We start from the raw sequence: 23,769 nt of genomic DNA on the forward strand, positions 1-23,769 counted from the left end.
GCCGGCTGCTGGCAAAAGGCTAAGCTACAGACAATTCAGTGCGGGCCTGACCCGCACTTGTCATGTTTTCTCTGCCTGGACGTCTCATGCGCAGTCGCCTTTTCAATCTTTTGTCGTGCTTTTTACTTTCAGCCGCAGCGCTTCAATCCGCCCAGGCGGTGGACCTGTCCACCCAGCGCCAATATTACGATGAAGCCAAGCGCGCCCTGGCCAAGGGTGATACCGGCCCGTATTTCCGTTACAGCCAGGCCCTCGCCGATTATCCGCTGGAACCGTACCTGGCGTATGACGAACTGACCGCGCGCCTGAAAACCGCGAGCAACGCCGAAATCGAGAAATTCCTCGCCGAACACGGCGACCTGCCCCAGGCCAACTGGATGAAACTGCGCTGGTTGCGCTGGCTGGCGGATCGGGGTGACTGGGCGACTTTCGTCAAGTATTACGACCCGAAAATGAACTTCACCGAACTGGACTGCCTGAATGCGCAGTACCAGCTCAGCCACAACCTCAAGGCCGAAGGTAACGCCAACGCGGAAAAACTCTGGCTGACCGGTAAATCCCAACCCGAAGCCTGCGACACCCTGTTCGGCATATGGGCGGCCGAAGGCCAGTTGACCGAGCAAAAACGCTGGGAGCGAGCCAAACTCGCCGCCCAGGCGCGCAACTACCCGCTGGCCAACAGCCTGGTCAACGGCTTGACCACCCTCGCCCCGCGCGGTCGCTTGCTGGTGGACGTCGCGCAGAAACCGGAACTGCTCAACCAGCCGTCACGCTTCACCCCGGCCGATGAAGCCATGTCCGACGTGGTCAGCCTCGGCCTGCGCCGCCTGGCTCGCCAGGACCCGGACAAAGCCATGGACCTGCTCGATGGCTACGCCAGCAGCATGCACTTCTCCCGGGATGAAAAAGTGGCGATCGCCCGGGAAATCGGCTTGACCCTCGCCAAACGTTTCGACGGCCGAGCCCTGGACGTCATGACCAAATACGATCCGGAACTGCGCGACAACACGGTTTCCGAATGGCGCCTGCGCCTGCTCCTGCGCCTGGCGCGCTGGGACGATGCCTACCAGTTGACCCGCCGCCTGCCCCAGGACCTGGCCACCACCAACCGCTGGCGCTACTGGCAGGCCCGCAGCCTGGAACTGGCGCAACCACAGAATCCGGAAGCGCAGACGCTCTACAAGAACCTGGCCCGCGAACGCGACTTCTATGGTTTCCTCGCCGCCGATCGCTCGCAGTCGCCCTACTCGCTGAACAACAAGCCGCTGGTGATGAGCCAGGCGCTGATCAACAAAGTACGCAACACCCCCGGCATACGTCGCGCCCTGGAGTTCCACGCTCGCGGGCAAATCGTCGACGGTCGCCGCGAGTGGTACCACGTCAGCCGTCACTTCAGCCGTGACGAGATGGTTGCCCAGGCCAAACTGGCTTACGACCTGAAATGGTACTTCCCGGCCATTCGCACCATCAGCCAGGCGCAGTATTGGGACGATCTGGATATCCGTTTCCCGATGGCCCACCGCAACACGCTGGTGCGTGAAGCGAAGAGCCGCGGCCTGCATCCGAGCTGGGCGTTCGCCATCACCCGCCAGGAAAGTGCATTCATGGACGATGCCCGTTCCGGTGTCGGCGCCTCGGGCCTGATGCAACTGATGCCCGCCACCGCCAAGGAAACCGCACGCAAGTTCAGCATTCCCTATAGCTCGCCACAGCAACTGTTCGATCCGGACAAGAACATCCAGCTCGGCGCCGCTTACCTGAGCCAGGTGCACAGCCAGTTCAACGGCAACCGCGTCCTTGCCTCCGCCGCCTACAACGCCGGCCCGGGTCGCGTCCGCCAATGGCTGCGCGGTGCCGACCACCTGAGTTTCGATGTGTGGGTGGAAAGCATCCCGTTCGACGAAACCCGCCAGTACGTGCAAAACGTGTTGTCGTACTCGGTGATCTACGGCCAGAAGCTCAACTCGCCCCAGCCGATCGTGGATTGGCATGAGCGGTTTTTCGACGATCAATGACCGGTAATGCCGGTAATGTAGGAGCTGCCGCAGGCTGCGATCTTTTGAGCCTGCTCTAAAAAATGCCCGCATCAAACGATGCGGGCATTTTTTGTCAGGGGCCTTGAAGATCAAAAGATCGCAGCCTGCGGCAGCTCCTACAGTTCGGCGGTAGCCTTGCCGTCACTGAACTGTAACGCCGCCAAACGCGCATACAACGCATTGCTGGCAATCAGTTCCTGGTGCGTCCCTACCGCCACCAGTTTCCCCTGATCCATCACCGCGATCCGGTCGGCGTTTTTAACCGTGGCCAGGCGATGGGCGATCACCAGAGTGGTTCGGTTCTTCATCAGGCTCGGCAGCGCCTGCTGGATCAGGTGCTCACTCTGGGCATCGAGGGCGCTGGTGGCTTCGTCGAGGAGCAGGATCGGGGCGTCCACCAGCAAGGCGCGGGCGATGGCCAGGCGTTGGCGCTGGCCGCCGGACAAGCCGAGTCCGCCATCCCCCAGATGAGTCTGGTAACCGTTGGGCATGGCTTCGATAAAGTCATGGGCGTAAGCGATCTTTGCCGCTTCCTGTACCTCGGCCAGCGTCGCCTGCGGATTGCCGTAGCGAATGTTGTCTACAATGCTGCCGAAAAACAGCGCCGGGGTCTGTGACACCAGGGCGAAGCAGCGGCGCAGATCCAGCGGATCGAGTTGAGTCAACGGCACGCCATCGAGCAGGATGCGCCCCTCGGCCGGGTCGTAGAAACGCAGCAGCAAGTCATACACCGTCGACTTGCCGGCCCCGGAGGGCCCGACTAGCGCCAGCGTCTCACCGGCATTGACCGTCAGGCTCAATCCGTCGACGGCATAACTTTCCGGCCGCGACGGGTAGGAAAAACGCACATTTTGCAGTTGCAGGCGGCCGTCGACCCGTTCCGGCAGCGTCACCGCCCCTGCGACCGGTGGCAGGATGATGTTTTCCGAACGCAGCAACTCGGCAATCCGCTCGGCCGCGCCGGCTGCCCGCTGCAACTCCCCGATCACCTCGCTCAAGGTGCCGAACGCACTGCCGACGATCAGGCTGTAGAACACGAACGCCGCCAGCTCGCCGGCGGAAATTCGCCCGGCGATGACGTCCATCCCGCCAACCCAGAGCATCACCCCGACCGCGCCCAGCACCAGCACGATCACCAGGGTTATCAGCCACGCCCGCTGGAAGATGCGCTTGCGTGCGGTGTTGAACGCCTCCTCCACGGTCACGGCGAACCGTTGCTCGTCCTGGACCTGATGGTTGTAGGCCTGCACGGTCTTGATCTGCCCCAGGGTTTCGGAAACATAGCTGCCGATATCGGCAATCCGGTCCTGGCTCAGGCGCGAGAGGTTACGCACCCGGCGACCGAAGATCAGGATCGGCGCGATCACCAGGGGCAAGGCCACCACCACGATACTGGTGAGCTTGGGGTTGGTGATGAACAACAGGACGATCCCGCCGATCACCATCAGCAGGTTGCGCAGGAACAACGACAGCGAAGACCCGATGACCGATTGCAGCAGCGTGGTGTCGGCGGTCAGGCGGGACTGGATTTCGGAGCTGCGATTGTCTTCGTAAAAACCCGGGTGCAGGTAAATCAGATGATTGAACACGTCACGCCGGATATCGGCGACGCAGCGCTCGCCGATCCAAGACACCAGGTAAAACCGCGCAAAGGTTCCGATCGCCAGCCCCACGACCAGCAACATGAACAGGCCGATGGACTGATTGAGCAGGTGTGGCGACTGGGTCATGAACCCCTTGTCCACCAACAGGCGGATGCCCTGCCCCATGGACAAGGTGATGCCGGCGGTGGCGATCAACGCCAGCAAGGCGCCGAAGGCCTGCCAGCGATACGGCGCAATGAAACGACTGGCCAGGCGAACAGCACGGCGGTGACGGGCAGAGAGCATCGCAAACATCCGGGACAAAACAATCATTAGGGTCAGCCTACACCGCTCAATGGGGTGGCTCGCTGCAAATCACAATGAGTCAGGTTAATTATGTCCACCAACACTAGAGGCTAGACGCTATTGGTCTAAAGTTCGGCTAGCCACGAGAAGGCATTTCTGCTGGACTGGGTCTGTCCCCCCGGAAAGATCGCAGGGAGTTGTCATAGCCCGGTCACCTGGCGGTTCTACAGTAAGCACACAACCTGATGAGGAGACAGGCCATGTCCTTGCAACACAGCAGCGATGACAAGATTCAAGTGATCCGCACGCATCCAGACCAGTCTCTGGGCTGCTCGATTATCGACGAGCAGGGCCGCGAAGTACCGATCACTGAAGAAATGATCCAGAAAGCTTGCAGCGAACTGGAAAAGCGATTGGTCAAGCCTGCCGAACAAGAGTGATATAGCCACCGTCTTCTTGACCCGGCCCATTGTTGGCCGGGTTTTTTATGCCTGCTGATCCAATTTAGAACTGTGGCGCGCCCATCGCGAGCAGGCTCGCTCCTACAGGGGATTTGCGGTGCATGAAGATCCAGTGTGGGAGCGAGCCTGCTCGCGAAGGGGCCGCCGCGGTCTATCAGATTGCCGTGGCCCCCAACGCCGCCACAATCCTCTGCAACTCAGGCGCATCCCCCTCGATCCGCACCTGCAACCCGTCGATCTCACGGCGCGAAGGATAATTCTTGCGCAGCACATCGAATGCCGCGCGCTGCTCGCTGACACTGCCGACAAGGCTGCGACGGAAATCCGCATCGTCACGACGCGGGTCATACACCCCGCGGCACAGCATCGCCAAGGCCCAGGCCGGGTCGCTTTGCGCATTCAGGGTCACGTGCGACAGCCAGGGTGCCGGCAGCAAATCGCTCAGGCTGACGCGGGTCGGTTGCCCGAGGAAATCACAATACGCCTGATAAACCTGCGCGGTGCCGCGCTGCTTGCCGTCGAGGCTGTAACCGGCAATGTGCGGCGTGGCCAGCACGCACAGCTCGGCCAGCGCCACGTCGACTTCAGGCTCGCCTTCCCAGACATCGAGCACTGCTTGCAGGTCTTCACGCTCCAGCAGTACATCGCGCAGTGCCGCGTTGTTGACCACCGGTCCGCGGCTGGCATTGATCAGCCAGGTACCGGACCTGAGCTGGTTAAGGCGTTTTTCATCGAACAGATGCCAGGTCGATTGAGGCCCCTGCTTGGTCAGCGGCGTGTGCAGGCTGATGACGTCGCACTCGTCGATGATCTGCTCAAGGCTGACGTAGTCACCGCCTTCAGTCGCCTGCCGTGGTGGATCGCACACCAGCACCTTCCAGCCCAGGCCCTGCAGGACCTTGACCAGTCGGCCACCCACCTCGCCGGCACCGACCACGCCGTAGGTACGCCGGGTCAGGTCGGCCCCTTCGATTTCGGCCAGGGTCAGCAAGCTACCGAGCACATAGTCGACCACGCCGCGGGCATTGCAGCCCGGTGCGCTGGACCAGGTGATGCCGGCCTGCTGAAAGTAATCCAGGTCCAGATGATCGGTGCCGATGGTGCACGTACCGACAAAGCGCACCTTGCTGCCTTCGAGCAGCGCGCGATTGACGTTGGTCACCGAACGCACCAACAGCACATCGGCCTGCTCGACCGCGGCACGGTCGATGGCGCGACCCGGCACCCGGCGGATTTCACCGAAGCCTCCAAAGAAGGCATCGAGCAGGGGGATATTTTCGTCGGCAACAATCAGCATGGCAGGCTCCTTTGGCGGATCGGCAGTGTAGGCGTATATGCCTCGTTACGCCTAGCATGCATACCGTGTAGGAGCTGCCGCAGGCTGCGATCTTTTGACTTTGTTTTTAAGGGCAAGATCAAAAGATCGCAGCCTGCGGCAGCTCCTACAGAGATTACAAATCGGTAACACGAGCTTTTTCCTGACTGCCGCGTCAACGCGTAGAATGCGCGCCTGTGCATCAAAACCTCTTGGACGTTTCGCTATTGAATCCTGTTATTGAAAGTACCGTCGCCACTGCGCCTGCGCGGACGACACCCGTTCGCCTGGAACTCAAGGGCCTGCTCGGCCTGGCCCTGCCCATCATGATCGCGCAACTGGCCACCACGGCCATGGGCTTCGTCGATGCGGTGATGGCCGGCCGCGTCAGCCCGCGGGACTTGGCCTCGGTGGCCCTGGGCAACTCGATCTGGATTCCGGTCTACCTGTTGATGTCCGGTGTTCTGCTGGCAACCACACCCAAGGTCGCACAACGCTTTGGCGCCGCGCAGTTCGACGAGATCGGTCCGCTGGTACGCCAGGCGCTGTGGCTGGCATTGTGTGTCGGCTTGATCGGCAGTGGCCTGCTGCTCGGCGCCGAGCCGATCCTGCACTGGATGAAAGTCGATCCGCAATTGATCGAGCCGAGCATGGGTTACCTGCACGGGATCGCTTTCGGGTTTCCCGGCATGGCGTTCTATTACGTATTGCGCTGCTACAGCGATGGCATGGGGCGTACCCGCCCGAGCATGGTCATTGGCTTGTGCGGCCTGCTGCTGAACATCCCGCTGAACTATGCGTTGATCTACGGCCATTTCGGCGCACCGGCCCTGGGCGGCGTCGGTTGCGGCTGGGCCAGCGGCATCGTGATGTGGTTCATGGCGTTGAGCATGGCCGGCTGGACCTTCTGGGCCCCCTTCTATGCCCGCACCCGGGTGCTGGTGCGCTTCGACCGCCCGCAATGGACCGTGATCAAGCGCCTGGTCGGCATTGGCCTGCCGATTGGCATTGCCGTCTTCGCCGAGTCCAGCATCTTCGCGGTCATCGCCCTGTTGATCGGCAGTCTCGGCTCTACCGTGGTGGCCGGGCATCAGATCGCCCTCAATATCAGCTCGTTGCTGTTCATGATTCCTTATTCGCTGGGCATGGCGGTGACTGTGCGCGTGGGTCAGGCACTGGGGGCCGGCAATCCCTGGCAGGCGCGTTTCGCGGCGAAGGTCGGGCTCGGCGCGGCACTGGTGTTCGCGGCGTTCTCGGCGAGCCTGATCCTGCTCCTGCGCGAACCGATTGCCTCGATCTACACGCCTGACAAGGCCGTGATCCAGATTGCGTCGATGTTGATTGTCTATGCCGCCCTGTACCAGTTTTCCGATGCCATCCAGGTGATTTGCGCGGGCGCGTTGCGTGGATACCAGGATACCCGGGTGACCATGATCCTGACCTTGTTCGCCTATTGGGGCATCGGCTTGCCGGTCGGCTACGTGTTGGGACTGACCGATTGGTTCGGTCCGGCCAGTGGCCCGAGCGGGCTGTGGGAAGGGTTGATTGCCGGCTTGAGCTGTGCGGCGCTGATGTTGTCGATCCGCCTGACGCTCAGTGCGCGCAAACGGATTCGTAACAGCCGCTCGACCGGCTGATTGCACAAACAAAAAGACCTGCGTTTGCAGGTCTTTTTTTTGGGAGTGCCGTCAGCCGGACTTCTTGCGAATCCAGTAGAGGTAGGTGCCCTCCTCCTCGTGCTGCGCCACCAGTTCGTGGTCGAGAAACACACAGAACTTGGGAATGTCACGACGGGTCGACGGGTCTGTGGCGATGACCTTGAGCAGGCCGCCGGGCACCAGGTCACGGATGTGCTGGTGCAGCATCATCACCGGCTCGGGGCAGTTGAGACCGGTGGCATCGAGGGTGCCGTCTACCGGCGTATCAAGCATTTCACTCATGATTCACTCCTGAAACTGACCGGCATTGTCGCGCATTGCCGGGTGTAACGTCATCTGTGGCATAACGCCGTACCCTTGTAGGAGCGAGCTTGCTCGCGATGATCGTTAACGATAACGCTGGATGCCTGACACCCCAATGCGCTCTCAGGTCCATCGCGAGCAGGCTCGCTCCTACAGGGGGGGGTGCGGTGCTTCAGCGGGATTTGGGTTTCTTCACGTCCAGCCGGCGCAAATGGCAAGTCACTTCCTCGCGGTCGTGGTACAGCTGCTTGCAGCCGATCTCGACCTTGATGCCCCGCGCCTTGAAACCATCGGCGATGCGCTCGAGCAGACGCTTCACTTCGGCATAGCGCTGTTTCATCGGCAGCTTGAGGTTGACCACTGCCTCGCGGCAATGGCCGTCACCGATCCACTCTTCCAGCATTGCCGCATTGCGCGCCGGCTTCTCGACGATGTCGCAGACCATCCAGTCCACCGGCTGCTTGGGCTTGAAGGTGAAACCGTCGGCCATCAGGTGTTGCACCAGACCGGTGTCCATCAGGCTTTCGGCCATCGGGCCGTTGTCGATGGCGGTCACCAGCATGCCGCGGTTGACCAGTTGCCAGGTCCAGCCACCCGGAGCGGCCCCGAGGTCGACGCCGGTCATGTCGCTGTGCAGGCGCTCGTCCCACTGGTCGCGCGGAATGAAGTGGTGCCAGGCCTCTTCCAGCTTCAGGGTCGAGCGGCTCGGCGCCTCCCGAGGAAACTTCAAACGGGGAATGCCCATTGGCCACATCGCCGAGTTGTTCGACTCGGCCAGCCCCATGAACACCTCACGGCCGCTTTTGAAGGTCAGCAACAGCCGCGGCTTGTGCGCGTCTTCCACCAGTTTGCCGGCGGCCATCAGCGCCTTGCGCAGGTGCACTTCGAACTTTTTGCAGAAGTTCGACAGTTCCTTGCCATCATTGGTGTCGACCATTTCCAGCCACAGGCTGCCGCACAGCGGAAAGTCCGCCATATGGGCGAGGATCACGCTGATGCGGTCGGTTTCCGGCAGATCGATGAAAATCCCCCGGGCCCACTGGCGCGGGAAGATCAGCTCGGCGAAACGCTGCCCGCGCATCAGGCGCTCGGCGCCGTCTTCTTCGGTGCAGACGAATTCGGCGCAAGCGGTGGCGGCTTTGGCCTTGGCGTAGCCGGCCACGTTCAAGCGCGCGGCGAGGTCGGAAATCTCGGAACAGACTTCGCCTTCGAAGCCCGGCCGGCAATGCATGAATAGGGTGTTCATTCTTACTCCTGGGCAATGGCGATGAATTTCGGCCACTGCACGATGCCCAGGCTTGCCCTGAAGCAAAGCCTGTCACGAAAACCGGCGCATGATAGCCGAGATCGGAACCTGGGGTCTGTCCATAGAGTCCAGTTATTAGCCAGCTACCGAAAACAGGGCTAGGTTTAAGGCTCTGTCCGTCCCCTCAGTCCGTAGCCGTGCGGACTTCAAGGAGTGATTGCAATGCCGTCCCTCGATAGCCTGAAGACGTTGAAAACCCTGCAAGTCGGCAACAAGACCTACCACTACTTCAGCCTGCCCGACGCCGCCAGGAGCCTGGGCGAGCTGGACAAGTTGCCGATGTCGTTGAAAGTCCTGCTGGAAAACCTGCTGCGCTGGGAGGACGAAAAAACCGTCACCGGCGCCGACCTCAAGGCACTGGCCGCGTGGCTCAAGGAGCGCCGCTCCGACCGCGAAATCCAGTACCGCCCGGCGCGGGTGCTGATGCAGGATTTCACCGGCGTTCCCGCCGTGGTCGACCTGGCCGCCATGCGCGCGGCGATGGCCAAGGCCGGTGGCGATCCACAGCGCATCAACCCGCTGTCGCCGGTGGACCTGGTGATCGACCACTCGGTGATGGTCGACAAGTTCGCCAGCAGCAGCGCTTTCGAGCAGAACGTCGACATTGAAATGCAGCGCAATGGCGAGCGTTATGCGTTCCTGCGCTGGGGCCAGAGTGCCTTCGACAACTTCAGTGTGGTGCCGCCGGGCACCGGGATCTGCCACCAGGTGAATCTTGAATACCTCGGGCGCACGGTCTGGACCAAGGACGAGGACGGCCGCACCTATGCCTTCCCCGACACCCTGGTCGGCACCGACTCCCACACCACCATGATCAACGGTCTCGGCGTGCTCGGCTGGGGCGTCGGTGGTATCGAGGCGGAAGCGGCGATGCTCGGGCAACCGGTGTCGATGCTGATTCCCGAAGTCATCGGTTTCAAACTCACTGGCAAGCTCAGGGAAGGCATCACCGCCACCGACCTGGTGCTGACCGTGACCCAGATGCTGCGCAAGAAAGGCGTAGTGGGCAAATTCGTCGAATTCTACGGCGACGGCCTTGCCGACCTGCCGCTGGCCGACCGCGCGACCATCGCCAACATGGCGCCGGAATACGGCGCCACCTGCGGCTTCTTCCCGGTGGACGACGTCACGCTGGAGTACCTGCGCCTGTCCGGCCGCAGCCTTGAAACAGTGCAATTGGTCGAGGCCTACAGCAAGGCCCAGGGCCTGTGGCGCCTGCCCGGCCAGGAACCGGTGTTCACCGACACCCTGGCGCTGGACATGGGCAGCGTCGAAGCCAGCCTCGCGGGACCAAAACGCCCGCAGGACCGGGTGTCGCTGCCGAATGTCGCGCAAGCCTTCAGCGACTTCGTCGACCTGCAATTCAAACCCACCAGCAAGGAAGAAGGCCGCCTGGAAAGCGAGGGCGGCGGCGGCGTCGCCGTCGGCAACGCCGATCTCGCCGGAGAGGCGGATTACCATTATGAAGGCCAGACCTATCGCCTGAAAAACGGCGCCGTGGTCATCGCCGCCATCACCTCCTGCACCAACACCTCCAACCCGAGCGTGATGATGGCGGCCGGGCTGGTGGCGAAGAAGGCCGTGGAAAAAGGCCTGAAACGCAAACCCTGGGTGAAGAGCTCGCTGGCCCCCGGCTCGAAGGTGGTCACCGACTACTACAAGGCAGCCGGCCTGACCCGCTACCTCGATGAACTGGGCTTTGCCCTGGTCGGCTACGGCTGCACCACCTGCATCGGCAACTCCGGGCCGCTGCCCGAACCCATCGAGAAAGCCATCCAGCAAGCCGACCTCACCGTGGCATCGGTGCTCTCGGGCAATCGCAACTTCGAAGGCCGGGTGCATCCATTGGTGAAAACCAACTGGCTGGCCTCCCCGCCGCTGGTGGTCGCCTATGCGTTGGCGGGGACGGTACGCACCGACCTCAGCCGCGAACCGCTGGGGGAAGACAAGGACGGCAAACCGGTTTACCTGCGGGACATCTGGCCCAGCAGCAAAGAAATCGCCGACGCGGTGAGCCAGGTCAACACCGCCATGTTCCACAAGGAATACGCCGAAGTGTTTGCCGGAGACGAACAATGGCAGGCGATCGAAGTGCCGCAAGCGGCGACCTATGTCTGGCAGGACGACTCGACCTACATCCAGCACCCACCCTTCTTCGACGACATCGGCGGCCCGCCGCCCGTGGTCAAGGATGTCAGCGCAGCGAACATTCTCGCCCTGCTCGGCGACTCGGTGACCACCGATCACATCTCCCCCGCCGGCAACATCAAGGCGGACAGCCCGGCAGGGCAATACCTGCGCGACAAAGGCGTGGAACCGCGGGACTTCAATTCCTACGGTTCGCGGCGTGGCAACCATGAAGTGATGATGCGCGGCACCTTCGCCAACATCCGCATTCGCAACGAAATGCTCGGCGGCGAGGAAGGCGGCAACACCCGCTACATTCCCACCGGGGAAAAAATGCCGATCTACGACGCCGCCATGCGCTATCAGGCATCGGGCACCCCGCTGGTGGTGATTGCCGGCCAGGAATACGGCACCGGATCGAGCCGCGACTGGGCAGCCAAAGGCACCAATCTGCTGGGCGTCAAAGCGGTCATCGCCGAAAGCTTCGAACGCATCCACCGCTCCAACCTGGTGGGCATGGGCGTGCTGCCGTTGCAGTTCAAGCTGGATCAGAACCGCAAGAGCCTGAACCTGAACGGCAGTGAAACCCTGGACATCCTCGGCTTGACCGGTGTCGAGTTGACGCCACGGATGAACCTGACACTGGTCATCACTCGCGAAGACGGCAGCCGCGAGAAGGTCGAGGTGCTGTGCCGCATCGACACGCTCAATGAGGTGGAGTACTTCAAGTCCGGAGGGATTCTGCATTACGTGTTGCGGCAGCTGATTGCCTCCTAGCCATGCGCTGATACAAACATCGCCTTCGGGCGGTGTTTTTGTTTGTGCCCCCCCTTATAATCTCGCCCCGCTATTCCTGTGGGAGCGAGCCTGCTCGCGAAGGCGGTGTGTCAGTTGAGTCAACATTGGCCGACTCGACGCCCTCGCCGGAACGCCGCCCGGAGAAAACTCGCTCCTGCAGGTGACTGGGCCGTGCTACAGATTTCGACACAAGGACTTCACATGATTGCCCTGCCATGGACGTTTCTGGCCCTGCTTTCCCTCGGCTACGCTCTGGCGCTGACCTACGGCCACCTCGGTTGGCTCTCTGCATTTTCGGTGTTCCTGTTACTGGTAGCCGGTGCAGCGGTTCGCCAGCGCGAGATCCCTTTTGTCCGCTACCTGGGCCATGGCCTGTTCATCATTCTCGCGCTGGCCCTTGCGACGCATTGGTGGCCCGGCTTCCAAAGCGGTCAAGTCATAGCCCCGCAGCGTTTCACCGACGACGCCGTGCCGTTTTCCATGTACCTGAACCTTGACAAGCCCCTGATCGGTTTCTGGCTGTTGTTGGTCTGCCCGTGGATTGTCGGCCGGCGATCGCTGCGCCTGTTCCTGCCTGTCAGCGCCATTGCGCTGACTTTGAGTGCCGTGCTGGCGCTGGGCGGCGCACTGTTGCTGGGTGTCATCGCCTGGGCGCCGAAATGGCCTGATCAAGCCTGGTGGTGGCTACTGAACAATCTGCTGCTGGTGACACTGGTCGAGGAAGCACTGTTCCGCGGCTACCTCCAGGGTGGCCTGAGCCGTTGCCTGAAAAACCTGCGCCATGGCGAAAACCTTGCCCTGCTCCTGGCTTCGTTGATCTTCGGTCTGGCCCATGCCGGTGCAGGCTGGCAATGGGTCCTGTTGGCCAGCCTGGCCGGGGTCGGCTATGGCCTGGCCTACCGTTTCGGCGGGCTGGCGGCCGCAATCGTCACCCACTTCGGCTTGAACCTGCTGCACTTCGGCCTGTTCACTTATCCGATGCTCGCCGGCTGACGCAAGGGTCATTTTGCGACGCATCACTGATTATCGAAAAATAACCTCAACAATCCGCCGGTCTTGCCGATACAGCACTTGAAAGCCTTGCGGATTAAAAAAGCCATGCGTAACAACCAGCCAATTACACAACGCGAGCGGACCTTCCCGGCCCAGCAACGGTTGATCTCCACCACCGATGCCAAGGGCATGATCACCTACTGCAACGACGCCTTTGTCGAAATCAGCGGGTATTCCCGAGAGGAGCTGATCCGTGCACCGCACAACCTGGTCCGTCATCCCGACGTCCCGGCCGCGGTGTTCGCACACATGTGGGGCACACTGAAACAAGGCTTGCCATGGATGGGCATTGTGAAGAATCGCTGCAAGAGCGGTGACCACTACTGGGTGAACGCCTATGTGACACCGGTCTTCGAAGGCAATCAGGTAATCGGTTTCGAGTCGGTGCGGGTCAAACCCACCGCCGAACAGATCCGCCGTGCCGAGGCGCTCTACCAGCGCATCAACCAGGGCAAGTCGGCCGTTCCCTCCTCGGACAAATGGCTGCCGATCCTGCAGGACTGGCTGCCGTTCATCCTGGTCAGCCAGTTGAGCTTCATGATCGGTGCATCGCTGAACTCCCATTGGGGTTTTGCCCTGGCCGCCGGACTCTCGGTGCCGCTGGGCCTGATGGGCCTCCAGTGGCAACAGCGCGGCCTCAAGCGTTTGCTGCGTCTGGCCGAGCAGACCACCTCCGATCCGCTGATCGCACAGATGTACACCGACAGTCGCGGCGCCCAGGCGCGGCTGGAGATGTCCATCCTCAGCCAGGAAGCACGCTTGAAAACCTGTCTGACGCGCCTGCAGGATACGGCCGAGCACTTGACCGATCAGGCCAGGCAGTCCGATGCCCTGGCGCACAACAGCTCCAGCGGCCTGGAACGTCAACGGGTCGAGACCGAGCAGGTGGCCACGGCGGTCAACCAGATGGCCGCGACCACCCAGGAAGTCGCCAGCCACGTACAACGCACCGCCGATGCCACCCAGGAAGCCAATCGCCTGACCGGTCGCGGTCGTGACATCGCCGGGGAAACCCGCGAAGCCATCCAGCGCCTGTCGGTGGTGGTGGGTGAAACCGGCGTAACCGTGACCCAGCTGGCCAAGGACAGCAACGAAATCGGTGGTGTGGTCGACGTGATCAAAGGCATCGCCGACCAGACCAACCTGCTGGCCCTGAACGCCGCCATCGAAGCGGCCCGTGCCGGTGAGATGGGTCGTGGTTTTGCGGTGGTGGCCGACGAAGTCCGTCAGCTGGCGCAACGCACCAGCGAGTCCACCGGGCAGATTCATGCGCTGATCGCCAAGCTCCAGCACACCGCCGGCACTGCGGTGCAAACCATGGAAGCCGGGCATCGTCAGGCGGAAGAAGGCGTTGCACGAGTGTTGGAAGCGGACAAGGCGCTGGTAGGGATCAGCGAGGCGGTGGCCAACATCACCGACATGACCACCCAGATCGCCGCCGCGACCGAAGAGCAAAGTGCCGTGGCCGAAGAAATCAGCCGCAACATCAGCAACATCTCGGCGCTGGCGGACCAGACCTCGGAACAGGCGCAGAACTCGGCGTTGTTGAGTGAAGAGCTGACCAAGACGGCCAATACCCAGTATTCGCTGGTGGAGCGGTTCAACCGCTGACAGCAAAGTCAAAGGATCGCAGGCTGCGCCAGCTCCTACAGGGACCACATTCCCCTGTAGGAGCTGCCGAAGGCTGCGATCTTTTGATCTTGCTTCCTACAAAAAGCCAGCCACCCTGCCCGCCGCCGCCACCAAATGCTGCTCATGACTAAACCCGGAAGCCTTCAACGGCTTCAAGTCATGATCCCCCGCCGCCAGCCAGAACACCTCAATGCTCGGTGACAAGACGTAAGCCTCGACCGCCTCGCGATTGCCCAGCGCATCCCGCTCGCCCTGCACAATCAGGGTTCGGGTTTTCAAAGCAGCCAAATGCTCGACCCGTGGCTTCTCCGGCTTGCCCACCGCGTAAAACGGATACCCCAGACACACCAACGCATCCGCCCCCAACTCATCGGCGAGCAAACTGGCCATGCGCCCGCCCATGGACTTGCCGCCGATGGCCAGCGGCCCAGTGACATGGCGTCGCACCTGGGCATACACCTCACGCCAGCATTCGAGCAATTTCGGCGCTGGATTCGGTGGGCGCTTGCCGCCGTCGATGCGCCGCTGCGCCATGTACGGAAACTCGAAGCGCAATACGTTGACGCCTTGTGCGGCGAGGCGTGCAGCCATGTCGCTCATCCAGTCGCTGTCCATCGGTGCGCCGGCGCCGTGGGCGAGGATCAGCGTCGCCGCTGCCTTGCCGGCCGCGGCATTCCACAACCATCCATGATCCCGCACGCACTGCGCCCATTGATCCCCGTCAATACCGGCCTTGTGCCCTTTGTCCATGCTTGCCTCGCTTTTAGTCTGCCTATAACTCCGGCCGAAGGGTGCGCTGCCTTGCGCGAGTGCGCTCACTTCGGCTGAACCGTGGATGGGGAACCATGAACACTTCTATCAGTACCGCCTACAACTACAAGGTGGTCCGCCAATTCGCCATTATGACGGTGGTGTGGGGCATCGTCGGCATGGGGCTCGGGGTTTTTCTCGCTGCCCAGTTGGTCTGGCCCGAACTCAACTTCAATTTGCCCTGGACCAGCTTCGGCCGCTTGCGCCCACTGCACACCAACGCAGTGATCTTCGCCTTCGGCGGCTGCGCGCTGTTCGCCAGCTCGTTCTATTCGGTGCAACGCACCTGCCAGACGCAATTGTTTGCGCCAAAAATCGCCGCGTTCTGCTTCTGGGGCTGGCAGCTTGTGATCCTGCTGGCGGCCATCAGCCTGCCGCTGGGCTACACCAGCTCCAAGGAATACGCCGAGCTGGAATGGCCGATCGACATCCTGATCACCATTGTCTGGGTCGCCTACGCCATCGTGTTCTTCGGCACGATCATGCAGCGCAAGACCAAACACATCTATGTCGGTAACTGGTTCTTCGGTGCGTTCATCATCACCGTGGCGATCCTGCACATCGTCAACAACATGGAACTGCCGGTCAGTTTCACCAAGTCCTACTCGCTGTACTCCGGTGCCACCGACGCGATGGTGCAATGGTGGTACGGCCACAACGCCGTGGGCTTTTTCCTCACCGCCGGTTTCCTCGGCATGATGTATTACTTCGTGCCGAAACAGGCCGAGCGCCCGGTGTACTCCTATCGTTTGTCGATCGTGCACTTCTGGGCGCTGATTACCCTGTACATCTGGGCAGGTCCCCACCACTTGCACTACACCGCGCTGCCGGACTGGGCGCAGTCGCTGGGCATGGTGATGTCGCTGATCCTGCTCGCGCCGAGCTGGGGCGGCATGATCAACGGCATGATGACCCTGTCGGGCGCCTGGCATAAGTTGCGCAGCGACCCGATCCTGCGTTTCCTCGTGGTCTCCCTGGCGTTCTACGGCATGTCGACCTTCGAAGGGCCGATGATGGCCATCAAGACGGTCAACGCCCTCTCCCACTACACCGACTGGACCATCGGCCACGTACACGCCGGCGCCCTCGGCTGGGTAGCGATGATTTCCATCGGTGCGCTGTACCACATGATCCCGAAAGTCTTCGGACGCGAGCAGATGCACAGCATCGGCCTGATCAACGCGCATTTCTGGCTCGCCACCATCGGCACCGTGCTGTACATCGCCTCGATGTGGGTCAACGGCATCGCCCAGGGCCTGATGTGGCGTGCGGTGAACGAAGACGGCACGCTGACCTACTCCTTCGTCGAAACCCTGGTGGCCAGCCACCCTGGCTTCGTCGTGCGGCTGGTGGGCGGTGCGATCTTCCTCAGCGGCATGTTCCTGATGGCCTACAACACCTGGCGCACCGTGCGGGCCTCGCAGCCTGCCGAAGTCGCCGCTGCCGCGCAGATGGCCTGAGGAGTCCGCCATGAAACACGAAACTATCGAGAAAAACGTCGGCCTGTTGCTGCTGCTGATGATCCTTGCCGTGAGCATCGGTGGCCTGACCCAGATCGTCCCGCTGTTCTTCCAGGACGTGACCAACAAGCCGGTGGAAGGCATGAAGCCCTACACCGCGCTGCAACTGGAAGGCCGCGACATCTACATCCGCGAAGGCTGTGTCGGCTGTCACTCACAGATGATCCGTCCGTTCCGCGCCGAGACCGAACGTTACGGGCACTACTCGGTGGCCGGCGAAAGCGTTTGGGACCACCCGTTCCTCTGGGGTTCGAAACGTACCGGGCCGGACCTGGCGCGGGTCGGGGCGCGCTACTCGGATGACTGGCACCGCGCGCACTTGTACAACCCGCGCAACGTCGTGCCGGAGTCGAAGATGCCCGCCTACCCATGGCTGGTGTCCAATCAACTCGACAGCAGCCACACCGAAACCAAGATCAAGGCCATGCGCACCCTGGGCGTGCCGTACACCGACGAAGACATCACCGGCGCCGTCGCTTCGCTCAAGGGCAAGAGCGAGATGGATGCACTGGTCGCCTACCTGCAAGTGCTCGGCACTGCGATCAAGAGCAAGAGGTGAGCCATGGTTGTTGAACTGAGTACTGGAATGATCCGCGGCCTGGGCACAGTCGTCGTGTTCGTGGCCTTCGTCGGCCTGACGCTGTGGGTATTCAACAGCAAGCGCGGCCCGGCATTCGCCGAAGCGCGCCTGCTGCCGTTCGCCGACGAACCACAACCCGACATCACCGAAGATTCAGCAACAAGGAGTACCCGGCCATGACCACCTTCTGGAGTACGTGGATTTGCGTACTGACCATCGGCAGCCTGATCGGCCTGACCTGGCTGCTGATCGGCACCCGCAAGGGCGAGACCAAGGGCAGCGTCGACCAGACCATGGGCCACAGCTTCGATGGCATCGAGGAGTACGACAACCCGCTGCCGCAATGGTGGTTCATGCTGTTCGCCGGCACGCTGGTATTCGCCGTCGGCTACCTGATCCTTTATCCCGGCCTGGGCAACTGGAAAGGCATCCTCCCCGGCTATGAGAACGGCTGGACCGGCGCCCACGAGTGGGAAAAGGAAATGGCCAGGGCTGACGCGAAGTTCGGACCGATCTTCGCCAAATTCGCGGCCATGCCAGTGGAAGAAGTGGCCAAAGACCCGCAAGCGCTGAAAATGGGCGGCCGCCTGTTTGCCTCCAACTGCTCGGTGTGCCACGGCTCGGATGCCAAGGGTGCATACGGTTTCCCCAACCTGACCGACAGCGACTGGCGCTGGGGCGGCCACGCAGAAACCATCAAGACCACCATCATGGGTGGCCGGATGGCGATGATGCCGGCCTGGGGTGAAGTCCTGGGGGAAGAAGGCGTGAAAAACGTCGCCGCCTTTGTGCGCCATGATCTGGCCGGCCTGCCGCTGCCGGAAGGCAGCAAGGCGGACCTGCAAGCCGGACAACAAGCCTTCAGCACCACCTGCGTCGCCTGCCATGGAGCAAACGGCCAGGGCACCGAAGCCATGGGCGCACCGAACCTGACGCACCCGGCCGGCTTCATTTACGGCACCAGCCTGACGCAGCTTGAACAGACGATTCGGCATGGTCGCCAAGGCCATATGCCGGCGCAGAACGAACTGCTCGGCAATGACAAGGTGCAATTGCTGGCCGCGTATGTGTACAGCCTGTCCCACGGTTTGAATACCGAGCGCCTGCAGGCTGAAGACAACCGCGAATAAATCCCGACCGCTCTGCTGCCGCATTCTCCCGGATGCGGCAGTTCCCTGCCCCTTTGCGACGCATTGTCGCACCCTCTTTGACTCTTCCTTTCGGTTCCCCGGATTCAGGTCTAAGCTTCCCCCGATGCGGACTGGCCGGTGCCGGTTCCAGGTCGACCCTGAACGATGTGTTCGACGAATCTGCCCGATGACAGGCCGCAAAGGCTGGTAGATACCGGCTGTCGCGCCAGTTGCCTTCGGTCAGCCAAACGTTGCGTTTGAACACACCCCGTTACATCCGACCTGACCCCCTCGCCTGATCAGTCCGCCGGGACGTTTTGCCCGCGGGCAATTTTGTCCCTACGCGGCGCATGGAAAGGCCGCAGAATCAGCATTTGAAAGCATTGACCCAGGTCATGGCGCGTTGCAATGACCCCCTGCTTTCTCCATACTTGCGGCCGATTTTTAATCCTAATAAAACACCCAAACCGTGGAACCTTAGAATGAGCACAGCAATCAGTCCGACTGCTTATAACTATAAGGTAGTCCGCCAGTTCGCCATCATGACGGTGGTCTGGGGGATCCTTGGCATGGGGCTCGGTGTCTTCATCGCCTCGCAACTTGTCTGGCCGGAATTGAATTTCGGTCTGCCATGGACGAGCTTTGGACGCCTGCGCCCGCTGCACACCAACCTGGTGATTTTCGCCTTCGGTGGATGTGCACTGTTTGCCACTTCTTATTACGTCGTGCAGCGAACCTGCCAAACGCGACTGATTTCCGACAGCCTCGCTGCCTTCACCTTCTGGGGATGGCAAGCGGTGATCGTCGGCGCGATCATTACCTTGCCGATGGGTTTCACCACCACCAAGGAATACGCGGAACTGGAATGGCCCCTGGCTATTCTGCTGGCCATTGTCTGGGTCACCTACGGCCTGGTGTTCTTCGGCACTATCGTCAAGCGCAAGACCAAGCACATCTATGTGGGTAACTGGTTCTACGGCGCCTTCATCGTCGTGACCGCTATGTTGCACATCGTCAACCACATGTCGCTGCCGGTCAGCCTGTTCAAGTCCTACTCGGCCTACTCGGGTGCGACTGACGCGATGATCCAGTGGTGGTACGGCCACAACGCCGTGGGCTTCTTCCTGACCACCGGCTTCCTGGGCATGATGTACTACTTCGTGCCGAAACAGGCCGAGCGTCCGATCTACTCCTATCGCCTGTCGATCGTGCACTTCTGGGCGCTGATCACCCTGTACATCTGGGCCGGTCCCCACCACCTGCACTACACCGCACTGCCGGACTGGGCTCAGTCGCTGGGCATGGCGATGTCGATCATCCTGCTGGCACCGAGCTGGGGCGGCATGATCAACGGCATGATGACCCTGTCGGGCGCCTGGCATAAGCTGCGCACCGACCCGATCCTGCGTTTCCTCGTGGTGTCCCTGGCGTTCTACGGCATGTCGACCTTCGAAGGCCCGATGATGGCCATCAAGACCGTCAACTCGCTGTCCCACTACACCGACTGGACCATCGGCCACGTACACGCCGGTGCCCTGGGCTGGGTAGCGATGATCTCGATCGGCGCCATCTACCACATGATTCCGAAACTGTTCGGTCGTGCACAGATGCACAGCACCGGCCTGATCAACACGCACTTCTGGCTCGCGACCATCGGTACCGTGCTCTATATCGCTTCGATGTGGGTCAACGGCATCACCCAGGGCCTGATGTGGCGTGCAATCAACGACGACGGCACCCTCACCTACTCGTTCGTCGAAGCGCTGCAAGCCAGCCACCCTGGCTTCATCGTTCGCGCCCTGGGCGGTGCGTTCTTCGCCACCGGCATGTTGTTCATGGCCTACAACGTCTTCCGTACCGTACGTGCCTCGAACCCGGCTGAAGCCGAAGCCGCCGAACAGATCGTCGTAGTTGGAGCTCACTGATGAAGCATGAAGCAGTCGAGAAGAACATTGGCCTGCTGGCCTTCTTCATGGTCATCGCCGTCAGCGTCGGCGGCCTGACCCAGATCGTTCCGCTGTTTTTCCAGGACGTCACCAACAAGCCGGTCGAGGGCATGAAGCCCCGCACCGCCCTTGAACTGGAAGGCCGGGACGTTTATATCGCCAACGGTTGTGTCGGCTGCCACTCGCAGATGATCCGTCCGTTCCGTGCTGAAACCGAACGCTACGGCCACTACTCGGTCGCCGGTGAAAGCGTCTGGGACCACCCGTTCCTGTGGGGTTCCAAGCGTACCGGTCCGGACCTGGCCCGTGTCGGCGGTCGTTACTCCGATGACTGGCAGCGTGCGCACTTGTACAACCCGCGCAACGTCGTGCCCGAGTCGAAAATGCCGGCCTACCCGTTCCTCGTGGAAAACAAGCTCGACGGCAAAGACACCGCCAAGAAAATGGAAGTGTTGCGCACGCTCGGCGTTCCTTACACCGACGAAGACATCGCCGGCGCCAGGGATGCCGTGAAGGGCAAAACCGAAATGGACGCGCTGGTGGCCTATCTGCAAGGCCTGGGCACCATCATCAAAAGCAAACGGTGAATTAGATGGATATCGGGATGATTCGTGGCCTGGGCACCGTTGTCGTGATGGTGGCCTTCATCGGACTGGCACTGTGGGTGTTCAGTCCCAAGCGCAAGTCGGAGTTTGAAGACGCGACCTTGCTGCCTTTCGCGGATGATCCCGAAGCCATCAAGCACGTCGAGCAAGCTTCTAGGAGTAACAAAGAATGACTACATTCTGGAGTCTGTACGTCACAGTCCTCAGTCTCGGTACGATCTTTTCCCTGACCTGGCTGCTGCTGTCGACCCGCAAGGGCCAGCGCACCGAGCAGACAGACGAGACGGTCGGGCACTCCTTCGACGGGATCGAGGAGTACGACAACCCGCTGCCGAAATGGTGGTTCATGCTGTTCGTGGGCACCATCATCTTCGCACTGGGCTACCTGGCGCTGTATCCGGGCCTGGGTAACTGGAAAGGCCTGCTGCCGGGTTATGGCTACCTCGACAACGAGAAGCAGACCCCCTTCGCCAACGGCCAGACCGGCTGGACCGGCGTCCACGAGTGGGAAAAGGAAATGGCCAAGTCGGACGCCAAGTTCGGTCCGATCTTCGCCAAGTTCGCGGCCATGCCAATCGAAGAAGTGGCCAAGGACCCTCAGGCCCTGAAGATGGGTGGCCGCCTGTTCGCCTCCAACTGCTCGGTCTGCCACGGTTCCGACGCCAAGGGCGCCTATGGCTTCCCTAACCTGACCGACGCCGACTGGCGCTGGGGGGGCGAACCGGAAACCATCAAGACCACCATCATGGGCGGCCGTCATGCGGTGATGCCGGCGTGGGCTGAAGTGATCGGCGAGCAAGGCGTGGCCGACGTGGCCGCGTTTGTCCTGACCAACCTCGATGGCCGCAAGCTGCCGGAAGGCGCCAAGGCCGACCCGGCTGCCGGGCAGAAACTGTTCGCCGCCAACTGCGTGGCGTGCCACGGTCCGGAAGGCAAAGGCACCCCAGCGATGGGCGCACCCAACCTGACTCACCCGGCAGCGTTCATCTACGGTTCGAGCTTCGCTCAACTGCAGCAGACCATCCGTTACGGCCGTCAGGGCCAGATGCCTGCGCAAGAGCAACTGCAAGGTAACGACAAGGTTCACCTGCTGGCCGCTTACGTCTACAGCCTGTCTCACGGTGAAAAAGCTCCGGAAGCCGAGTCTCAGTAAGACCTGCGCTTTCGGTAACAGGAAAGGCCGCGCCAGTCATCTGGCGCGGCCTTTTTTATGGTCGGCCGGCGAAAATCGATTTCACGGGCACCGTCCTGATCAACTGACGCGCCTGCCAATCGTTGTTCTCCACCAGACTGACATCCAGTTGCTTGCGATCCTCGGAAAAGCTGGCAATCAGATAAGTCTCCTGGGAAGCGCCACCACTGAGAAACATCGGCACTCCATTCAGGCTGGAGACCTGTCCTCCGTCCTGATGGTAGTGACCCGCAAAGACGGCCGTGACCTCATACTTGGCGACCATTTCCCGGAAACGCTTTACTTGCTCCCAATCCCCCATCATGCCGTCCGGCTTGTGCATGTTGATGATGATCGCGTAGCCCTGAGCCCGGGCAACCTTCAGATCTTTCTCCAGCCAGTCGAGCGAACTGGTGATTTCGAATGTCGTCGGGTTCAACGGACTAGAGATGCGGACACTGTAGGTCGGCTCATTATTGAGTTGCACCATATGAACCTCGCCTATATTTTTCGAGTAAGCGAGACTACCCGTATACAACCTGTTTAGAGCCCCACCAATTATATCCAGGTCAAACTCCTCGACCTTACCCTGGTGATGCTCTTTGAAGTCCACGATACTGCCTGCAGCGCAGCTATTACTAAAACAATCATCCACATTATTTTGATAGTCATGATTGCCCAGACCGTACAGGTAGTCATCACCAAAGTATTTATTCAATACCGAATTAATGTAGGAACGCTGCCACCCATGACCGAACGCCGTCATGTCGCCATTGATCATCAGGGGCACCTGCGACGGCGAGCCATGCTTCATGCGGAAGTCGGCAATGCTCGAGAACTGGCTATCCACCAGCCACTTGGAGCGTTTTTCAAAATCCGCAGCGGACTCAGGCTCGTCACTATCGGATTTTTCCGTCCATGGATATTGCGGATCAGACGCAAAAACCATATGACGAGGCATCCCTTCGACCGCATGCACAACAGTAGATGCCGAGAACAACAGCAGACAGGCAAAAACCTTGATACTTTCATGAGAAAACATAGTAAAAACTTCCATCCATAGAATGAATAACGCACGAATAAAAAACTTACCCGCACCCACTTCTTAAACTATAAGACAGAAATAAAAACATCAAACAATCAAAGCAGAACAGTCAAGTTAAGATATTTCCCGCGCATCGACCCACTGATATCCGCGCCCCGCCGATATGGACTGATTGTTTACACTAACCGCAACAACACAGGCCACGTCATCGTCAACGATTGCGCGCGGCCTTGCTGAAAACCGTCCATACTTCACAAGTCAATTGACTCAGATCACGTTTTGTTACATTCGCTACACCATTCATGATTTTTACCCAACGCGACCAAAGGTCGCACCCGCAGGCTAGAGCGACAGGCGTATCATTGCGCCACTGCAACACCCCTT

At 60.9% G+C, this 23,769-nt stretch carries 20 protein-coding genes; 14 read left to right on the top strand and 6 right to left on the bottom strand.

The window, feature by feature from the left end; translation table 11 throughout:
* The first annotated feature begins 86 nt into the window (after positions 1 to 86).
* Entirely contained in the window at positions 87 to 2,015 is a 1,929-nt protein-coding gene (locus CD175_RS16575) for a transglycosylase SLT domain-containing protein (protein WP_104449727.1), read from the top strand.
* A gap of 137 nt (positions 2,016 to 2,152) precedes the next feature.
* On the opposite strand, the gene CD175_RS16580 is transcribed toward CD175_RS16575, so the two are convergent.
* Positions 2,153 to 3,934 (bottom strand): ABC transporter transmembrane domain-containing protein, encoded by a 1,782-nt coding sequence (locus tag CD175_RS16580; RefSeq protein WP_167399539.1) that lies wholly within the window; start codon positions 3,932 to 3,934, stop codon positions 2,153 to 2,155.
* 251 nt (positions 3,935 to 4,185) lie between these two features.
* Here CD175_RS16580 and CD175_RS16585 point away from each other — a divergent pair, with 251 nt between their 5' ends.
* A complete protein-coding gene (locus CD175_RS16585) occupies positions 4,186 to 4,365 on the top strand; it encodes a PA1571 family protein (RefSeq protein WP_104449729.1) in 180 nt (59 codons plus the stop codon).
* 175 nt (positions 4,366 to 4,540) lie between these two features.
* On the opposite strand, the gene pdxB is transcribed toward CD175_RS16585, so the two are convergent.
* Positions 4,541 to 5,683, bottom strand: a complete 1,143-nt coding sequence (pdxB, locus tag CD175_RS16590) for a 4-phosphoerythronate dehydrogenase PdxB (protein ID WP_104449730.1) — start codon at positions 5,681 to 5,683, stop codon at positions 4,541 to 4,543.
* 245 nt (positions 5,684 to 5,928) lie between these two features.
* Here pdxB and CD175_RS16595 point away from each other — a divergent pair, with 245 nt between their 5' ends.
* Complete coding sequence (locus CD175_RS16595) at positions 5,929 to 7,338, top strand: MATE family efflux transporter (RefSeq protein ID WP_104449966.1); 1,410 nt, start codon at positions 5,929 to 5,931, stop codon at positions 7,336 to 7,338.
* 51 nt (positions 7,339 to 7,389) lie between these two features.
* On the opposite strand, the gene tusA is transcribed toward CD175_RS16595, so the two are convergent.
* A complete protein-coding gene (gene tusA / locus CD175_RS16600) occupies positions 7,390 to 7,641 on the bottom strand; it encodes a sulfurtransferase TusA (protein WP_007974070.1) in 252 nt (83 codons plus the stop codon).
* 193 nt (positions 7,642 to 7,834) lie between these two features.
* The gene (rlmM, locus tag CD175_RS16605) at positions 7,835 to 8,908 is read right to left on the bottom strand and encodes a 23S rRNA (cytidine(2498)-2'-O)-methyltransferase RlmM (protein ID WP_104449731.1); all 1,074 of its coding nucleotides are present in this window, start codon (positions 8,906 to 8,908) and stop codon (positions 7,835 to 7,837) included.
* 222 nt (positions 8,909 to 9,130) lie between these two features.
* Here rlmM and acnA point away from each other — a divergent pair, with 222 nt between their 5' ends.
* The 3 genes from acnA (at position 9,131) to CD175_RS16620 (ending at position 14,557) form a co-directional block, all read left to right on the top strand.
* Positions 9,131 to 11,872, top strand: a complete 2,742-nt coding sequence (acnA, locus tag CD175_RS16610; RefSeq protein WP_104449732.1) for an aconitate hydratase AcnA — start codon at positions 9,131 to 9,133, stop codon at positions 11,870 to 11,872.
* A 222-nt stretch (positions 11,873 to 12,094) separates the two neighbouring features.
* The gene (locus tag CD175_RS16615) at positions 12,095 to 12,886 is read left to right on the top strand and encodes a CPBP family intramembrane glutamic endopeptidase (RefSeq protein ID WP_104449733.1); all 792 of its coding nucleotides are present in this window, start codon (positions 12,095 to 12,097) and stop codon (positions 12,884 to 12,886) included.
* Between the two features lie 105 nt (positions 12,887 to 12,991).
* Positions 12,992 to 14,557, top strand: a complete 1,566-nt coding sequence (locus CD175_RS16620) for a methyl-accepting chemotaxis protein (RefSeq protein WP_104449734.1) — start codon at positions 12,992 to 12,994, stop codon at positions 14,555 to 14,557.
* Positions 14,558 to 14,653: 96 nt separating this feature from the next.
* On the opposite strand, the gene CD175_RS16625 is transcribed toward CD175_RS16620, so the two are convergent.
* Positions 14,654 to 15,328 carry an alpha/beta family hydrolase gene (locus tag CD175_RS16625; RefSeq protein ID WP_104449735.1) on the bottom strand — a complete coding sequence of 225 codons (675 nt, stop codon included), beginning with the start codon at positions 15,326 to 15,328 and terminating at the stop codon, positions 14,654 to 14,656.
* 95 nt (positions 15,329 to 15,423) lie between these two features.
* Here CD175_RS16625 and ccoN (CD175_RS16630) point away from each other — a divergent pair, with 95 nt between their 5' ends.
* The 8 genes from ccoN (CD175_RS16630) (at position 15,424) to ccoP (CD175_RS16665) (ending at position 22,322) form a co-directional block, all read left to right on the top strand.
* Positions 15,424 to 16,848 (top strand): cytochrome-c oxidase, cbb3-type subunit I, encoded by a 1,425-nt coding sequence (gene ccoN / locus CD175_RS16630; RefSeq protein WP_104449736.1) that lies wholly within the window; start codon positions 15,424 to 15,426, stop codon positions 16,846 to 16,848.
* Positions 16,849 to 16,858: 10 nt separating this feature from the next.
* Positions 16,859 to 17,467: a cytochrome-c oxidase, cbb3-type subunit II gene (ccoO, locus tag CD175_RS16635; protein WP_104449737.1), complete on the top strand. Its 609-nt coding sequence runs from the start codon at positions 16,859 to 16,861 to the stop codon at positions 17,465 to 17,467.
* A gap of 3 nt (positions 17,468 to 17,470) precedes the next feature.
* Entirely contained in the window at positions 17,471 to 17,668 is a 198-nt protein-coding gene (locus CD175_RS16640) for a cbb3-type cytochrome oxidase subunit 3 (protein ID WP_104449738.1), read from the top strand.
* A complete protein-coding gene (gene ccoP / locus CD175_RS16645; RefSeq protein WP_104449739.1) occupies positions 17,665 to 18,618 on the top strand; it encodes a cytochrome-c oxidase, cbb3-type subunit III in 954 nt (317 codons plus the stop codon). The genes CD175_RS16640 and ccoP (CD175_RS16645) overlap by 4 nt, the downstream gene beginning before the upstream one ends.
* Positions 18,619 to 19,100: 482 nt before the next feature.
* Positions 19,101 to 20,543: a cytochrome-c oxidase, cbb3-type subunit I gene (gene ccoN, locus CD175_RS16650; RefSeq protein WP_007974131.1), complete on the top strand. Its 1,443-nt coding sequence runs from the start codon at positions 19,101 to 19,103 to the stop codon at positions 20,541 to 20,543.
* Entirely contained in the window at positions 20,543 to 21,151 is a 609-nt protein-coding gene (gene ccoO, locus CD175_RS16655; RefSeq protein ID WP_011333287.1) for a cytochrome-c oxidase, cbb3-type subunit II, read from the top strand. Before ccoN (CD175_RS16650) ends, ccoO (CD175_RS16655) begins: the two co-directional genes overlap by 1 nt.
* Before the next feature lie 5 nt (positions 21,152 to 21,156).
* A complete protein-coding gene (locus tag CD175_RS16660; RefSeq protein ID WP_003175465.1) occupies positions 21,157 to 21,342 on the top strand; it encodes a CcoQ/FixQ family Cbb3-type cytochrome c oxidase assembly chaperone in 186 nt (61 codons plus the stop codon).
* On the top strand, positions 21,339 to 22,322 hold the full coding sequence (gene ccoP, locus CD175_RS16665) for a cytochrome-c oxidase, cbb3-type subunit III (RefSeq protein ID WP_104449740.1): 984 nt from the start codon (positions 21,339 to 21,341) through the stop codon (positions 22,320 to 22,322). Before CD175_RS16660 ends, ccoP (CD175_RS16665) begins: the two co-directional genes overlap by 4 nt.
* 55 nt (positions 22,323 to 22,377) lie before the next feature.
* Here ccoP (CD175_RS16665) and CD175_RS16670 read toward each other — a convergent pair whose 3' ends face one another.
* Positions 22,378 to 23,382, bottom strand: coding sequence for a metallophosphoesterase family protein (locus CD175_RS16670; protein ID WP_104449741.1), 1,005 nt, complete (start codon positions 23,380 to 23,382; stop codon positions 22,378 to 22,380).
* Positions 23,383 to 23,769 lie beyond the last annotated feature (387 nt).

This window comes from Pseudomonas laurylsulfatiphila (assembly GCF_002934665.1).
GTDB lineage: Bacteria > Pseudomonadota > Gammaproteobacteria > Pseudomonadales > Pseudomonadaceae > Aquipseudomonas > Aquipseudomonas laurylsulfatiphila.

What these genes read in the sequence shown, in the direction of transcription:
- CD175_RS16575 (WP_104449727.1), top strand. Translation starts at nt 87, where the DNA reads ATGCGCAGTCGCCTTTTCAATCTTTTGTCGTGCTTTTTACTTTCAGCC.
- CD175_RS16580 (WP_167399539.1), bottom strand. Translation starts at nt 3,934, where the DNA reads ATGTTTGCGATGCTCTCTGCCCGTCACCGCCGTGCTGTTCGCCTGGCC.
- CD175_RS16585 (WP_104449729.1), top strand. Translation starts at nt 4,186, where the DNA reads ATGTCCTTGCAACACAGCAGCGATGACAAGATTCAAGTGATCCGCACG.
- pdxB (WP_104449730.1), bottom strand. Translation starts at nt 5,683, where the DNA reads ATGCTGATTGTTGCCGACGAAAATATCCCCCTGCTCGATGCCTTCTTT.
- tusA (WP_007974070.1), bottom strand. Translation starts at nt 7,641, where the DNA reads ATGAGTGAAATGCTTGATACGCCGGTAGACGGCACCCTCGATGCCACC.
- rlmM (WP_104449731.1), bottom strand. Translation starts at nt 8,908, where the DNA reads ATGAACACCCTATTCATGCATTGCCGGCCGGGCTTCGAAGGCGAAGTC.
- acnA (WP_104449732.1), top strand. Translation starts at nt 9,131, where the DNA reads ATGCCGTCCCTCGATAGCCTGAAGACGTTGAAAACCCTGCAAGTCGGC.
- CD175_RS16615 (WP_104449733.1), top strand. Translation starts at nt 12,095, where the DNA reads ATGATTGCCCTGCCATGGACGTTTCTGGCCCTGCTTTCCCTCGGCTAC.
- CD175_RS16620 (WP_104449734.1), top strand. Translation starts at nt 12,992, where the DNA reads ATGCGTAACAACCAGCCAATTACACAACGCGAGCGGACCTTCCCGGCC.
- CD175_RS16625 (WP_104449735.1), bottom strand. Translation starts at nt 15,328, where the DNA reads ATGGACAAAGGGCACAAGGCCGGTATTGACGGGGATCAATGGGCGCAG.
- ccoN (WP_104449736.1), top strand. Translation starts at nt 15,424, where the DNA reads ATGAACACTTCTATCAGTACCGCCTACAACTACAAGGTGGTCCGCCAA.
- ccoO (WP_104449737.1), top strand. Translation starts at nt 16,859, where the DNA reads ATGAAACACGAAACTATCGAGAAAAACGTCGGCCTGTTGCTGCTGCTG.
- CD175_RS16640 (WP_104449738.1), top strand. Translation starts at nt 17,471, where the DNA reads ATGGTTGTTGAACTGAGTACTGGAATGATCCGCGGCCTGGGCACAGTC.
- ccoP (WP_104449739.1), top strand. Translation starts at nt 17,665, where the DNA reads ATGACCACCTTCTGGAGTACGTGGATTTGCGTACTGACCATCGGCAGC.
- ccoN (WP_007974131.1), top strand. Translation starts at nt 19,101, where the DNA reads ATGAGCACAGCAATCAGTCCGACTGCTTATAACTATAAGGTAGTCCGC.
- ccoO (WP_011333287.1), top strand. Translation starts at nt 20,543, where the DNA reads ATGAAGCATGAAGCAGTCGAGAAGAACATTGGCCTGCTGGCCTTCTTC.
- CD175_RS16660 (WP_003175465.1), top strand. Translation starts at nt 21,157, where the DNA reads ATGGATATCGGGATGATTCGTGGCCTGGGCACCGTTGTCGTGATGGTG.
- ccoP (WP_104449740.1), top strand. Translation starts at nt 21,339, where the DNA reads ATGACTACATTCTGGAGTCTGTACGTCACAGTCCTCAGTCTCGGTACG.
- CD175_RS16670 (WP_104449741.1), bottom strand. Translation starts at nt 23,382, where the DNA reads ATGTTTTCTCATGAAAGTATCAAGGTTTTTGCCTGTCTGCTGTTGTTC.